The organism is Citrobacter sp. RHB35-C21 (genome assembly GCF_013816515.1).
Taxonomy (GTDB): domain Bacteria; phylum Pseudomonadota; class Gammaproteobacteria; order Enterobacterales; family Enterobacteriaceae; genus Citrobacter; species Citrobacter braakii.
The window spans coordinates 852,398-865,608 of record NZ_CP057147.1; the positions used below are offsets into that span (position 1 = coordinate 852,398).

Consider the following 13,211-nt stretch of genomic DNA (forward strand, 5'->3'; position numbering starts at 1 on the left):
AAGCTGTGACCCGCCCGGCCACCCGCAGTGGATTATGACGATGCTTTATCAAGACTCAGCGTGGAAACCATCAAGAAACCATCAAGGCAGAATGAATGAACACAAAACGTATTCTGATTATCGAGGACGACCGGGATGCGGCGAATGTGCTCGAAGCCTATCTTCGTCGTGAAAACTTCGGGGTCATACTGGCCCATGATGGAAAAGCAGGACTTGAAGCCGCCCTTACCCAGCATCCTGCACTTATTCTGCTTGATATCATGCTGCCGGGTATGACCGGAACAGAAATACTCAGCCGGCTGCGCCGCGAATCCGATGTTCCCGTGATAATGGTCACCGCAATGGGCGAGGCCCCGGACCGTATCGGGGCCTTACGCTTCGGTGCGGATGATTATGTCGTCAAACCTTATCATCCGGGTGAGGTCGTGGCCCGGGTGCAGGCGGTGTTACGGCGTGGGGCGGCAGCGCATGCTAGCGCTGAAAATTATCGCCGGGTGGGGGCCGTTGAACTCAACCGGGACACCATGTCAGTCGCTGTTATTCACGATGAAAACCGGGTGCACCTTGAGCTGACCCCCACCGAGTTTTCACTGCTGGACATGATGATGACCCGCCCCCGGAGCGTCTGTTCCCGTCAGACGCTGCTTGAACACTGCCTGCCGGAAAGTGATGCGCTGGAGAGGGTGGTTGATACACACATCTATAACCTACGCCGCAAACTGGAAAAAGCGGGGGTCAGCGGTGTGCTGACCAGCGTGAGAGGGATCGGTTACCGGTATCTGCAGCCATGAAAAAAAGAGAGTCCCGTTCATTATGGCGCTGGATTTGCGTCAGGGTGTTGTCGCTGGCGGCCGGCAGTGTCGTGCTTATCGCCCTGTGCATGTGGCTGCGTTTTGCCCTGCTGGATGCCTGGGTACAGCATCGGATGCCGGAGGCGGTACGACAGGAATTTCTGCATCTGCGGGAAAATCCCGATCTTAATCGCATCCGTTACCATGAAATTATTGATGACTGGTACGGACTGCAGTTCTCAGATCCGTCCATTGCGTCAACAGACTGGCTGACGCTGGGAGGGCTGGTCCTGTTTGTGACACCGCTGATAATTATGCTCGGTTTGCTGGCCGCCCGGCCTCTCGCCCGGCAGTTCGGTCTGCTGACGCGAGCCTCCGCAGCGATAGCGCAGGGGCGTTTTACCACTCGCTCAAAAATGGATGCAAGTGCGCCCTCTGAATTGATGTTGTTTACGCAGAACTTCAATACCATGGCCGAAAGACTTGAACGTTATGACCGGGAATTACGGGCATCTCATGTTGCAGCCGCGCATGAACTGCGCTCTCCACTGACGGCCGCGGTGGGCCGTCTACAGGGAATGATGGACGGCGTATTCCCGGCTGATAAAGCGCAGATGAATATGGTGATGAACCAGCTCCTGAGCCTCAGCCGTCTGATTGATGATTTGCACCTGCTCTCACTGGCTGATGCAGGGCAGCTTACGCTGAATAAACAACGCTTCTCACCCGCCGGATTACTGCAGGAAAAGATTGCCTGGCTACGGCCACAGGCTACCGCCGGGCATTTCGGTTACGACACGGATATCCCTCCGGGAGAATGTTGTGCGGACCCGCTGCGAATCGGACAGGTCTTTACCATTTTAATGGAGAACGCACTGCGTTACGCGACGGAAGGCGGGAAGCAAACGATACAGGGTTCCGTTCAGTCAGGCTACTGGACGTTCTCCTTCCGGGATTACGGCGCGGGCGTCGAACCGGATTTTCTGCCGGTGATGTTTGACCGGTTTACCCGTTCTGATGTTTCCCGTTCCCGTCATTCAGGAGGCAGTGGACTGGGTCTGTCGATTGCCAGAGCCATTTGTGAGTCTCACGGCGGAACGCTGACCGCCAGTATCCCGCAAGAGGGGAACGGACTCCTGTTTCGGGTGAAACTGCCCGTATGAGTTTTCTTTTTCACTTTTCTTGACCAAATCTTGATGGTTCGTCGAACGTATCTGGACACACCTGCGGTTTACTCATGGCAGCATTTTTTCCGGAGGCTGCCATGCCATCATATTCATTCATCCCCCTGATAGCGTCTTTGCTTTTCTGGCGACGGGGCTCAGCCCTGGTTTTCGCCCTCGCCCTGCAACTGACCGGCTGTGATAATGAGCCGGTATCCCGCCATGTCCCACCAAGACCGGTGATGACCACGGAGGTATCTGCCGGCAATCATGGTGGGCAGACGCTGATGACCGGTGAAATATTGCCCCATGAAGAGACGATTATCGGCTTCCGTACCGATGGCCGGATGGTGAAACGACTCACGGATGTGGGGCAGTCAGTGGTTGCCGGGCAGGTACTGGCTGAACTGGATGATACCGATTTGTGTAATCAGTACCGCAGTGCTCAGGCGGTAGTACAGGAAGCCGGGGCAAGCGTCAGGCTTGCTGAGATAAACCTGCGACGCATGACGCTGCTTGCCCCGCAGGGTGCGGTTGCCCGGGTTCAGCTTGACGAGGCCCGCACAAACCGCGACACGGCAACAGCAAAACTGCAGAGCGCTCAGGCCGACCTGAGCAGTGCAGCGGACCGTCTGGGGTATGCGCGACTGCTCTCACCGGTTACCGGGGTGGTCACCACCGTCAGCGCCGGTCCGGGACAGGTAGTGACCACCGGACAGGAAATCCTGCGGGTGGCGCAGTCAGGGGCCCGTGATGCGGTCTTCAGCGTACCGGGGGCTCTGGCTGACACCCTGAAACAGCAGCAGACACTCACCCTGCGTATGGCGGATAACCCGTCGGTGTCGGTAACCGGAACGCTGCGTGACATCAGCCCGCAGGCCGACACACAGACCCGGACCTGGCGGGTACGCTATGACCTTGAGAATGCACCCGCGGTAATGGCTATGGGGGCGACGGTCACCGGGTCATTACCCCTGGGCGGCAGTGAAGTGTTTCAGGTACCGGCATCTGCCCTGACGAGGAAAGAACAGAAACCGGCAGTGTTCGTGGTGGACACCGGCAAAAATCGCCTGCGCCTGACACCCGTTGACATTGCGGCCTATATGACCGATTCGGTGCTCATCCGCAAAGGGCTGACAGCCGGTGAACAGGTGGTCACTGCCGGGGTCAGTCAGTTACGTGACGGGGAAAACGTGCTGACGGAGAACCAAAAATGAAAAATGTTATGCACGCTTCCGGCGGTTTTAATCTTTCTGCCTGGGCACTGGCCCACCGACAACTGGTGGCTTTTCTGATGCTGATGGTCACGGTGACAGGCGTCATGAGCTTTCTGAATCTGCCGCGCAGCGAAGATCCGGCGTTTACCATTAAGACCACCGTGGTGTCGGCACAGTGGCCGGGCGCAACGGTAAAAGATACCGTCAGTTTCGTCACCGACACGCTGGAGAAGAAGCTCCAGGAAATCCCACATCTGGATTATATCGAGAGTTACACGCGTCCGGGCTCGTCGGTGATTTTTGTGAACCTGCGTGATGACACACCGCCGTCAGAGGTTGCGGGTATCTGGTATAGCGTGCGGAAAAAGATGGACGACATCCGGGCATCCCTGCCGGACGGCACCACCACCCCGGCCGTGGATGATGAATTCGATGATACATACGGCACAATTTATGGCTTCACGTCGGACGGCTTCACTCCCCGGCAGTTACGCGATACCGTCGATGATATCCGGACATCTCTGCTGGCTGTTCCGGGAACAGGGAAAGTTACGCTGCTGGGTGACAGCGAACAACAGGTGGTGATTGCTTTTGATCCACTGAAACTGTCGGGAATGGGACTCGATCTTCAGCAGGTGACGGCGGCTCTGCAGGCACAGAATGCCGTCACGCCCGCCGGACGTATCCGGACATCACAGGAAAATATGTCGGTGGAAGTCAGTGGCGCCTTCACATCCGTGGACAGCCTGCGGCAAATTGTGCTGCATACCGGAAACCGTTTTATCCCCCTCACCGATTTGGCCACGGTCACACTGCAGCAGGCAGATCCGCCCTCACCGGAGTTTAGGGTTAACGGTAAACCAGCACTCGGGCTGGCGATTTCGATGGCTCGCGGTGGAAATATTGTTGATTTTGGTCGGGCGCTGAACGCGACGATGGACAGGATCCGCACGCATCTTCCTTACGGGATCAGTGTGGAGAAGGTGGCAGACCAGTCGGCCGTAGTCAGTGACGCGGTGGGAGGATTCGTCCAGGTGCTGGTTGAGGCCGTTATTATTGTGCTGGCCGTTTCTTTTGTTTCGCTGGGCAGCCGGGCAGGTCTGGTGGTCGCCGTGGCCATTCCGCTGGTGCTGGCCATGACATTTACCGGGATGGAACTGGCCGGAATAGGGCTACAGCGAATCTCCCTCGGTGCCCTGATCATTGCACTGGGACTGCTGGTTGATGATGCCATGATCACCGTAGAAGCCATGGTGTCGCGGCTTGAGGCTGGCGATGCCCTGAGTGTGGCCGCCACGCAGGTATTTCGTACCACCGCGTTCCCGATGCTGACGGGGACACTGGTGATGATTGCCGGATTTATACCGGTGGGATTTGCGGCATCGAGCGCAGGAGAATACTGCTACTCCCTGTTTGTGGTGGTACTGACAGCGCTGCTGAGCTCATGGCTGGTTGCGGTTCTTTTCTCGCCGCTTACCGGCGTCTGGTTACTGCCGGAACAGCATTCACATCAGTCACATAAGCACAGTTTCTTTCACCGTCATTATACCCGCCTGCTCGACCGGGTGATGCAGCACCGGCGCAAGACACTCGGTTGTGCCCTGGCGATACTGATATTGTCCGGGGGCGGAGCCCTGCTGATGCAGGGTGAGTTTTTCCCAGCGTCCGATCGCCCGGAGCTGCTGGTGAGCCTGACTCTGCCGCAGAATGTCAGCCAGGCACAGACGCACCGCGACGTCCTGAAGTTTGAAGCGAAGTTGCGCGATAATCCTGATATTGACCATTACTCAAGCTACATCGGTTCCGGCGCTGTGCGTTTTTATCTGCCGATGGATGTTCTGCTGCAGAAAGAGAACATTGCCCAGCTGGTCGTAGTGGCGAAAAATGAAGCGGCGAGAAACCGGCTGCAGAAACAGCTTGAGCAGATCCTGTCGAAAGATTTCAGTACGCTCACAACCCGGGTATCCACACTGGAGCTGGGCCCTCCGGTGGGCTGGCCGGTCAGATACCGGGTATCCGGGCCGGATAATACCCGTGTACGTGAACTGGCCACGCAACTGGCAGGGATGATTGCCCGCAATCCCGATACCCGGGGTGTCAATCTGACGTCCGGTGAACCGGAGCGGGTCATCCGTCTGCGGGTGGATCAGACGCAGGCGCGTGCCACCGGCATGACGTCTCAGTCACTGGCAGGAACGCTTGCCACGCTGTTTTCCGGAACCACCGTGACCACCCTGCGCGACCGTAACCGCCAGATTGATGTGGTGCTGCGGGGAAATGAAGCCTCACGACAAAACCCGGCGTTACTGAATGCTCTGATGCTGACATCATCGACCGGGAATAAAGTTCCCCTGGGACAGGTCGCCACGCCAGAATGGACGCTGGATGATCCGGTTATCTGGCGTCGGCAGCGGTTGCCGTTTATCACGGTTCAGTCGGATACCGCGCCCGGCGTTCGTGCAGAGACCGTGTCATCGGCACTCTCTCCGGTGGTTGCCGGTTTCCGGGAGAGTCTCCCGCCGGGTTACAGTGTGGAGGAAGGTGGAGTGGTTGTGGAATCGGAGAAAGGAAACAGCTCAGTGTATGCGGTATTGCCTGTCACGCTGATGGTGATGCTGTTACTGCTGATGATTCAGTTACAACGCTTTTCGTCGATGCTGCTGGCCCTGCTGATGGCACCGTTTGGTTTGCCTGGGATAGTTGTGGCTATGCTGCCTTTTGGCATACCGATGGGGTTTGTGGCGCTGCTGGGGATCATTGCACTGGCCGGGATGATCATCCGTAATGCCGTCATTCTTATTAGCGAAGTGGATGTGGGGATGAAAAATGGTTTCACTGCGGATGAGGCGATCAAAGTCGCCGCGCTGCACCGTTCACGCCCCATCATGCTGACCGCTTCGGCGGCCATTCTCGGGATGCTGCCGATTGCCCGGGATGTTTTCTGGGAACCGATGGCATTTGCCATTATTGGTGGGCTGCTTTCAGCCACACTGGCAACGCTGACACTACTGCCGGCAGCAATAAGTCTAATCTTTCACTGGAAACCGTATCCCTGACGAGTCCTGCCGTATCATCGCCTAGTGCTTCGACTAATGATTGCAACCCGCGGATATGGGGATGACCGTCGCTGCCGGTTGCGACTGCTAGGATCATGGCGCCGGACGCCGCCATGACCTGCTGGATCGTGGTGAACTCAGGAGGGGATTCGGCGTGTGAGACAGCGACTATCTGTGACCTCCGAATGAGGTGAATGGATGGTTCGTCGTTGTCTGAGCGCGCACTGGTTCAGTCGTCTTTCCCAGAACCACTTCAAGTACCAGCGCAATTTCGAGCATCCAGGGGATGGGACCCAGCAGACGTTTGAGGATAGCACGCACCTGGTCCGGAGGCTGTTCACGCACTTCGTTATAGCCACATTGACCCAGCCGGGTCTGCACCTCGGCTTCGGAAAGTCCCTTCACGATATTCTCAGGGAGCATCTCCATACACCCTTCTCCGGAAATACCTGACCCGGCAGGTCAGGTATGTTGTTATGGCGATAAAATGAAAATCTGCCGGAGACATGGCGCGGTTAAGTGTATGGCGCATATGCTTTTACAGCAGTGTCATCACAAAGAAACCAGTGGCAGTCATCAGAAGCGAGCCAGTTACGTGCGTCAGTACGGAAATGACAGCCCATGCATAATTGCCATTCTGAAGTAACACCACCACCTCAGCAGAAAAGGTGGAAAAGGTTGTCATACCGCCACATATGCCGGTGGTAATAAAAAACTTCCAGGCGGGATCAAGGTGAGGCTGCCGGACAAAAAAGGCCAGTGCCATACCGATGATAAATCCGCCAACCAGATTAACCACCAGGGTACCAGGTGGAAGATTGGGGAAAAGTGCATTGAGACGCATGGACAGTATCCAGCGGATCACACAGCCGATCGATCCGCCTATCACCACCGCGAATAATGATTTGTACATACCACCTCGCTGAAATCAGGGCACCATCAGACCGTCATTCAAGGGAATAACGTGCGGTGATGGCCCGTTTTTCATTCATTTCATACAGTACGGGGATTCCCGTCAGGACATGCAGATCGGGAACCTTATTTTCATCAATCTGCTCAATAAACATGGTCAGCGCACGCAGTGTATTAGCATGACTGACCAGCAACATGGTTTCGCCACTGGCGACGCGCAGGACAATGACGTGGTGCCAGTAAGGCAACAACCTTCGTTGCGTCATTTCCAGACTTTCTCCCCCCGGCAAATCCGTCAGGGACACATGACGATAACGTGCCTCACGATGAAGTGAAGCAGGTGCATCCGGCAACGGAGGGGAGATACCACGATAGCTCCTCCGCCAGTGATAAACGATTTTCTGGCCAATCTGTTGAGTGGCTTCATCTTTGTTCATTCCCTGAAGCGCACCGTAATGACGTTCATTTAACCGCCATGATTTGTCCACCGGTAACCACAATTGATTCAGCGCTTCCATTATCAGCCAGAGCGAATGAATTGCCCGGTTCAGAACGGATGTGCAGGCTCCATCTATGATTGTAGTGGCACACTGATTCCGGACCGTTTTATCAGGTTTGCTGCGCGCCGGGTTTCCTCCACTCCTTTCAGCATCAGCGGGACATTTTCCCATCCGGTAAAACGATTTTGCGATTCAACTAACTTTCGCCATGGCGGAGTAAAATAATTTTCCCCATAACAACTACCTGTCTGTCACCCACAACTGAACCGGAAGGACCTGAACCCGTTGAGTTGTTTGTACTGATTACCCGGATTTACCTGGACTCCGGTCAAGGAGGTGACGCATCAGAAGATGGGCACCGCTCCCGATGAACAGCGCGATTACAACGGCACTGGTATCATCCGGCAGTATATTAAAAAAGGCATCAGCGATCAGGAAAACCAGACAGTTTGCCTGGATCCCCGTTGCTGTTACAGTATGAGTATTTTTCCGTTCACAGAACCACCCTACCCCTTCCCGTATCTGAGCATACGGGAAGGGTGACGGAATCAGCGTTTTTTGAAGGCGGCTTTACCGGCGAAGATGGCGGCATCACCTAATTCATCTTCAATACGCATCAGTTGATTGTATTTCTCAATGCGCTCCCCACGGCTGGGTGCACCGGTTTTCAGGTGACCAGCCCGCAGGCCGACGGTCATATCTGCAATGAAGCTGTCCACGGTTTCCCCGCTCCGGTGCGAAATAAAGGTTCCCCAGTTGTTATCCTGACACAACTGGACGGCTTCGATGGTTTCACTCAGGGTGCCTATCTGGTTCAGTTTGATCAATGCGGCATTGGCCAGGTTTTCATCGATACCTCGCTGGATATATTTCACATTGGTCACAAAGATATCATCGCCAACCAGCTCAACTTTATCGCCGAGCGCGCGGTGCAGGAGCTGCCAGCCGGCCCAGTCGTCTTCCGCAAGGCCATCTTCAATCAGGACTATCGGGAAATCCTTCACCAGTTGCTCATAGTAGCGGGTCATTTCGTCGGCGCTGAGCCGGGTATTTTCGGTACGCAGGGTATATTTCCCATCGACGTAGAATTCACTGGAGGCCGGATCCATGCAAATAACGATATCTTCGCCTGGGCGGTATCCCGCCTTGCTAATTGCCTCCACGATAAGCTCCAGCGGCTGACGGTTTGAGGAAACGGCCGGTGCAAAACCGCCTTCATCGCCCACGCCGGCGGATAAACCTTTTTCCAGCAGGACCTGACGCAGGGCCTGGTAGACCTCACTGCCCCAGCGAATAGCTTCGCGTACGGAAGAGGCTCCCCATGGTGCAATCATAAACTCCTGAAAATCAGCGCCCTGCCAGCGGGCATGAACTCCGCCGTTAATGATATTCATACAGGGAACCGGCAGCAGATTCGCGCCGACGCCACCCAGATAGCGGTAGAGCGGGGTAGAGGATAGTTGTGCCGCCAGGCGGGATACTGCCAGCGATACGCCAAGGATCGCATTAGCACCCAGCCGGCCTTTGTTTTCTGTGCCATCAAGGGCAATCAGACAGTTGTCGATTTCTTTCTGGCGGCGTACATCGTAGCCCTGCAGGGCATCGTTAATTTCGGTATTGACGCACCGGACCGCATCCTGAACACCTTTACCGCCAAAACGTGTCTTGTCATCATCGCGATGCTCGATGGCTTCACGGGAGCCGGTGCTGGCACCGGAAGGAACGGAGGCACGGGCCATACTGCCCCCTACAGAAGTCACTTCAACCTCTACGGTCGGGTTACCGCGGGAATCCAGAATTTCTCTTGCGATGATACATTCAATTTCAAAGCTCATAAGTTTGACCTTCTTTTAAGGGGCTGGAATATGTTTAATCAGAACATCAACAGAAAGGTGATTGATGAATTCGAAAGAAAAGGAGGAAAAAACCCCGAACAGGCGGTTTTCATGCCCCAGCATGACCAGATCGATATCTTCATGCTGAACAACGGCCTCAACGTCCCGGAAACGATGGATGCTGACGATGGACCTGACGTTGATATCAATACTGCTGGACTCCACCAGACGGCTAAGCATTGCCTTTGCATCAATAACTTCGCGGGACTGACGGTCTTTGGTTAATGAGTCACTGGTATAATCCAGTTCCCTATAGTCAGCACTGAGATGCCCGACAGTAATACGGGTGCCCATCTCTTTTGCCAGACGTTCTGCCTGCTCAAGCAACAGCAGACCATCGGTTTCATTCTGTACAAGTAACAAGGCATGCCGGTAAATTTGCATAAATCACCTCTTATAAGAAGCGAAGCGGTTGGTCAGCCAGGGGAGGATTTCTTTTTTCCGGCTTGTCATGCCGGGCAGCGATACCTGGCGGGAGCCTGTCAGGCTGCTGTCTGAAAAAAGCAAAACGGAGTTCCGGCTGGTAATGTCTGTCACCATCAGGATCACCATGTCCAGCACGCTGTCCTTGCAGGTTTTATCCATTTCCTGCAGTAGCTCAGGCAACAGGGGAGTAATATCAGCCATGTCGCGGACCTCAATTTGTGACAACAACAGCGGCACATCATGGATCCGGTAATTTTTGGCGTCACGATTGAGTAAAACCGACGCGGATTGCCCGGTTATATCTGTTTTGGCTCGCAGCAGCCCTGTCACAAACTGGTCATAATCGATACCGGCGATTTCCCGCAAAACAGCCACGGATTCCTGATCCTGAGTGGTGGTGGTGGGACCCGTCAGCGCAACGGTATCACTGAGGATCGCCCCCATCAGCAACACAGCCTGAGCGGCAGTCAGCGGCATCGGAATGTCATGCATGAGAATTGAGAGAATTACTGTTCCGCAGCATCCTACCGCCCGCACCCAGACATCCGGTGGATTGCGGGTAACAAGGGTACCAATACGATGATGGTCAATGATGCCGATGACGTTGCTGTCCATCAGCGAAGACGGTCCCTGCTCTGCATCCGTAAAATCAACCAGCCATACGGTTTTATCTGTCAGATCGACGGTGAGTAAATCGGGTTGTGAAACACCCGCAGCGTTGAGGATATAACGGGTTTCCGGGGTGATATCCCCCAGGCGCCAGGGCGTTGCGGGACGACCGGTGTAATTAAGCCAGTCAGCCACAACCAGCGCGCTGCAAATAGCATCGCTGTCAGGATTTCGATGACCGAAGACATAAATCGGATTATCTCTTTGAAAAGAGAGAGATTCTGCGGTAAGCGGTAATGTGGTTTTATTTTGCATAGCTATACCTGACATACATGCCTATAAGAGGACAACTTCATCTGTATATCAGGCGCCATCATCCGGTGTTGAAAAACCGGCGGTTGGGAAAGGTGGAGCACCATCACCTTGTAAATCAATCTTATATGGGCCTTTGCATTAAATCAATATTTATTGTTGGCCCTCGGTTTCGTACACACAAGTACATCCTGTCCCGCCAAAAACGTTTACAATAGTGCGCCGAATGAAGCAATTTATACCTTCTTAATTATATTTATGATGAGTATTATCGCCGACGTATCCTGACTCAGCTTAACCGGAGAGAAGGTCGTAATGCAGTGGCTAGGGCAATCTGTTATGGCCAGCGTGGTGAGATCAGAAAACGTTACAGTGAGGGATTGCGTGTGAGGTCGCCAGCGGAACCAGATGCATCCCACTGGGGGACAGCCAGTCCGGCTATTTGCTCTGCGACCATCTCTTGCGTTAACTGGTCAGGTTCAGGGTAGTACAGTCCCGGGTTACTTATCTAGGACTGCAGTCATGCGGGCAAAGTTGTTCTGGTCTGCACTGGTGATGCGGTAGGACGAAGCACCGGATTCCTTGGCGATAGCGGCAATTTTCGCTTCCGCGTTGCTGAGTGTGTCAGCAGTAACACTGACTGACTGGGCGAAGCCAGAGAATGAGACTACGGAGAGCATACTGGCAGCAACAAGCAGTTTGATATTTTTCATGGTCATATTCCTTGGGTTATCTGGTCATCTGGTGATACCGGCATCATCGCCGTCTCACCTGTTGATGTGCATTAAAAACCCTGTAGTAAATACAGGGTCAATAAGTTATTTTGTAAATTATTGTTGGCTGTGTTTTTTCGTTTTCATACAACCCAGCTCTTGAAAGAGCCTCACCGTGGCTGACGAGGCATGAGAAAATACGGCCGTAACAGACACCGCGAAACCGGGATTGCGCTGGGGAGATAGGTCGGTGCAGGGCCGTTAACTTACAGGATTAGTGAGGGTTTATGATGTTATGGCTACTGATTAAGTACGCGATCACCGCCGGAATGGTTGTTTTTATCTCTGAAGTTGCCAAGCGTAGTGATCGGCTTGGTGGTCTTGTCGCCGCGCTTCCCCTGGTTACTGTGCTTGTGCTCGTGTGGATGAAGCTGGAAGGACAGAGTCAGCAAAAAATAGCCAATCATGCGTGGTATACATTCTGGTATGTAGTGCCGACACTACCTATGTTTTTACTATTCCCTGTTTTCTGTCAGCGATTTGGCTTTTGGATCACGCTGGGTAGCTGCTGTGTCGTAACCGTCCTTATTTTCTTTTTGTGGGCCAGTGCGTTACGCCGTTTTGGCATAAATCTGATGTGATAATGTACGCTGTTGTGAAGCCAACTGCACTATTGCCGGAGGAAACACCGACTAACTCCGAACCATATCAGGCTTTTTAACAGGATAAGAGAGTTTTCAAGGGGGCCGGCTTCCTGCCGGAAGCGCGGTTCTTTCTGTCAAAGACAAATTCAGATGTTCTGGGGAGGTGCGGATATTACAACTATTATACTCGCTGTCTTTCCTTATTGATAATGTCACCCTGATTTCCCGGTTTTAAATGTCACTTTCTGCTGATTTCTGATGAAGAAAAAAGGGCAGTGAGCTCATTTTTTCAGGCTTGATTTGAAAAGAGAGGGTTCAGCCAGAACCGGATTGATGGCTCTGAGCTGAGCCTGAATCTGTGCCCGCCTTTTAGGCATACTCTGGCTGCGCCTTTCTTTTTCCTGCGGCTTCAAGCTCATCCTGTTTTTCCTTCGCCAGCTTCAGCACCGCGTCAAGCCTTTTGTTATCAACGATGCGCCCCTGACTGATGCAGTCCAGCTTATCGAACATCTGATATTTCAGTGTTCTGTTTCCATGGCGGAATTTGAGCGTACCGTCCGTATAATCAAAAGCGAGGATTTCTTCTCCGACTATGCGTGAGTTTTCGTCAGTGGGATCAACCAGATAAAGGATTTTTTCATACTGAAAAGTCAGTGCTTTTGAGAGCGTCCGAAGCGTCTGCCAGGCGAAAATGTCGTCCAGTTCCAGGTGGCTCTCTAGACCGTGCGGTGAAGGTTTTTCGGGTATTTTGCCAGTCTGGCAAAGCGGTGGTTGAAGTCGCTGATGAACGTTTCGATCCAGGCGTTGGCGGCATCAATGCAGGTGATATTCTCCAGGCACATCTCCTTAACCAGCCGCTCCTGCAGCGTCAGGTTGGCGCGCTTAACGCGGCCCTTGGCCTGAGAGCTGTTGGCACAGATACCCGCCAATAGTGGACACGCGACTAAGTGAGTAAACTCTCAACCAGAGGTAG

At 53.8% G+C, this 13,211-nt stretch carries 12 protein-coding genes, 1 pseudogene and 1 riboswitch; of the genes and pseudogenes, 5 read left to right on the forward strand and 8 right to left on the reverse strand.

Features of this window, described 5'->3' with window-relative positions:
- The first annotated feature begins 95 nt into the window (after positions 1-95).
- From HVZ39_RS04235 to HVZ39_RS04250, 4 genes are all read left to right on the forward strand, one after another.
- Positions 96-791: a response regulator gene (locus HVZ39_RS04235; protein ID WP_032950081.1), complete on the forward strand. Its 696-nt coding sequence runs from the start codon at positions 96-98 to the stop codon at positions 789-791.
- Positions 788-1,954 (forward strand): ATP-binding protein, encoded by a 1,167-nt coding sequence (locus HVZ39_RS04240; RefSeq protein ID WP_009652412.1) that lies wholly within the window; start codon positions 788-790, stop codon positions 1,952-1,954. The genes HVZ39_RS04235 and HVZ39_RS04240 overlap by 4 nt, the downstream gene beginning before the upstream one ends.
- A gap of 101 nt (positions 1,955-2,055) precedes the next feature.
- A complete protein-coding gene (locus tag HVZ39_RS04245; protein ID WP_032950079.1) occupies positions 2,056-3,171 on the forward strand; it encodes an efflux RND transporter periplasmic adaptor subunit in 1,116 nt (371 codons plus the stop codon).
- Positions 3,168-6,227: an efflux RND transporter permease subunit gene (locus HVZ39_RS04250; protein ID WP_080685893.1), complete on the forward strand. Its 3,060-nt coding sequence runs from the start codon at positions 3,168-3,170 to the stop codon at positions 6,225-6,227. Before HVZ39_RS04245 ends, HVZ39_RS04250 begins: the two co-directional genes overlap by 4 nt.
- A gap of 168 nt (positions 6,228-6,395) precedes the next feature.
- On the opposite strand, the gene HVZ39_RS04255 is transcribed toward HVZ39_RS04250, so the two are convergent.
- The 7 genes from HVZ39_RS04255 to HVZ39_RS04290 all read right to left on the reverse strand — a co-directional run bounded on the left by HVZ39_RS04255 (position 6,396) and on the right by HVZ39_RS04290 (position 11,594).
- Entirely contained in the window at positions 6,396-6,656 is a 261-nt protein-coding gene (locus HVZ39_RS04255) for a cation-transporting P-type ATPase (protein ID WP_016154443.1), read from the reverse strand.
- 109 nt (positions 6,657-6,765) lie between these two features.
- Complete coding sequence (gene crcB, locus HVZ39_RS04260; RefSeq protein ID WP_016154442.1) at positions 6,766-7,140, reverse strand: fluoride efflux transporter CrcB; 375 nt, start codon at positions 7,138-7,140, stop codon at positions 6,766-6,768.
- 34 nt (positions 7,141-7,174) lie between these two features.
- A complete protein-coding gene (locus HVZ39_RS04265) occupies positions 7,175-7,810 on the reverse strand; it encodes a 2,3-bisphosphoglycerate-dependent phosphoglycerate mutase (protein WP_223175621.1) in 636 nt (211 codons plus the stop codon).
- Positions 7,811-8,187: 377 nt separating this feature from the next.
- Positions 8,188-9,474 carry a phosphopyruvate hydratase gene (gene eno / locus HVZ39_RS04270; RefSeq protein WP_023336652.1) on the reverse strand — a complete coding sequence of 429 codons (1,287 nt, stop codon included), beginning with the start codon at positions 9,472-9,474 and terminating at the stop codon, positions 8,188-8,190.
- 15 nt (positions 9,475-9,489) lie between these two features.
- Positions 9,490-9,918: a universal stress protein gene (locus tag HVZ39_RS04275; protein ID WP_009652460.1), complete on the reverse strand. Its 429-nt coding sequence runs from the start codon at positions 9,916-9,918 to the stop codon at positions 9,490-9,492.
- A gap of 3 nt (positions 9,919-9,921) precedes the next feature.
- Positions 9,922-10,884 (reverse strand): DHHA2 domain-containing protein, encoded by a 963-nt coding sequence (locus HVZ39_RS04280; protein WP_009652407.1) that lies wholly within the window; start codon positions 10,882-10,884, stop codon positions 9,922-9,924.
- A 42-nt stretch (positions 10,885-10,926) separates the two neighbouring features.
- Positions 10,927-11,001: riboswitch (Fluoride riboswitch) on the reverse strand.
- 380 nt (positions 11,002-11,381) lie between these two features.
- Positions 11,382-11,594, reverse strand: a complete 213-nt coding sequence (locus tag HVZ39_RS04290) for a YdgH/BhsA/McbA-like domain containing protein (RefSeq protein WP_009652456.1) — start codon at positions 11,592-11,594, stop codon at positions 11,382-11,384.
- Positions 11,595-11,884: 290 nt separating this feature from the next.
- On the opposite strand from HVZ39_RS04290, the gene HVZ39_RS04295 reads away from it, so the two are divergent.
- Complete coding sequence (locus HVZ39_RS04295) at positions 11,885-12,235, forward strand: DUF3147 family protein (protein WP_016154441.1); 351 nt, start codon at positions 11,885-11,887, stop codon at positions 12,233-12,235.
- 284 nt (positions 12,236-12,519) lie between these two features.
- Here the strand turns inward: HVZ39_RS04295 and HVZ39_RS26540 are convergent.
- Positions 12,520-13,158: pseudogene (locus tag HVZ39_RS26540) on the reverse strand (ISNCY family transposase); the annotation flags it as partial.
- Positions 13,159-13,211: the final 53 nt, after the last annotated feature.